Here is a 1067-nt window from a genome sequence, read left to right on the forward strand (position 1 = left end):
CGGTGGCGGTGGCCATGCGGCGATTCTCGCCCGACGGGTTCGGTGGCGGGGACCCGCACCTGAAAGGATGGCGCGCATGCCGCGAACCGTCCTGACCTTCGGCACGTTCGACGTGTTCCACGTCGGCCACCTGCGGGTCATCGAGCGAGCGGCCGCCCAGGGTGACCGGCTCGTGGTCGGCGTCTCCTCCGACGCCCTCAACATGTCGAAGAAGGGCCGCGAGCCGGTGTTCAGCGAGGGTGAGCGGCTGGCCATCATCGCCGCTCTGAAGCCGGTCGACGAGGTCTTCCTGGAGGAGAGCCTCGAGCTCAAGCGCCACTACATCGAGCAGTACGACGCCGACGTCCTGGTGATGGGCGACGACTGGGCGGGCCGCTTCGACGAGTTCAAGGACGTCTGCGAGGTCGTCTACCTGCCCCGCACCCCGGCGATCTCGACCACGGCGCTGATCGAGAAGATCTCGGACCTGGCCTGACCCGGGGTGGGCCGCGGACCCGCTCGATTGGCCGGTCCAGATGACCACGAATTGGCCGTTCTGCTGACCCAATCCCCACCCTAGGTTCGAGCCATGACCTCGCTCGCTCCCCCCACCACACCGGCGGATCCTCGGGCGGCCGTCGGCGGCCGGCTCGACGTGCCCCAAGGCGCGGCGCTGACCATCGGCGCGGTGCTCGGGACCGGCGTCATCTCCCTCCCGGCGCTGGCCGTGCACGAGGCCGGACCGGCGTCACTCCTGGCCTGGGCGGCGCTGCTGCTCCTGTCCGTCCCGCTGGCCACGACGTTCGCCGCGCTGGGCTCCCGCTACCCGGACGGCGGCGGCGTCGCGACGTACGCGCGGCGGGCGTTCGGTGCCCGCGCCGCGACGGTCGTGGGCTGGTGCTTCTTCTTCGCGATCCCCATCGGGGCGCCGACGGCCGCCGGCTTCGCCGGGGCGTACGTCGCGGACTCGGCCGGCGGCGGGCGGCAGACGCAGCTGCTGGCGACCGGCGCGATCATCACCCTGGTCGCGGCGATGAACTGGTTCGGGCTGCGGGTCAGCGGTCGGGTCCAGCTGGTCATCGCCCTGG

The 1067-nt window shown here is 72.0% G+C and carries 2 protein-coding genes; both read left to right on the forward strand.

The genetic code is table 11. The annotated features are described in order from the left end of the window. The first annotated feature begins 76 nt into the window (after positions 1-76). Positions 77-475, forward strand: coding sequence for an adenylyltransferase/cytidyltransferase family protein (locus JHD21_RS10760; protein WP_292674649.1), 399 nt, complete (start codon positions 77-79; stop codon positions 473-475). Positions 476-568: 93 nt separating this feature from the next. Continuing rightward, positions 569-1067 (forward strand): amino acid permease (locus tag JHD21_RS10765; protein WP_292674652.1); only part of this gene is annotated, 499 nt, incomplete at its 3' end.

It is taken from the genome of Nocardioides sp. (assembly GCF_016462705.1).
Lineage (GTDB): Bacteria > Actinomycetota > Actinomycetes > Propionibacteriales > Nocardioidaceae > Nocardioides.

Excerpts from the sequence above, each read along its gene's own strand:
- JHD21_RS10760 (WP_292674649.1), top strand. The coding sequence starts at position 77 with ATGCCGCGAACCGTCCTGACCTTCGGCACGTTCGACGTGTTCCACGTC.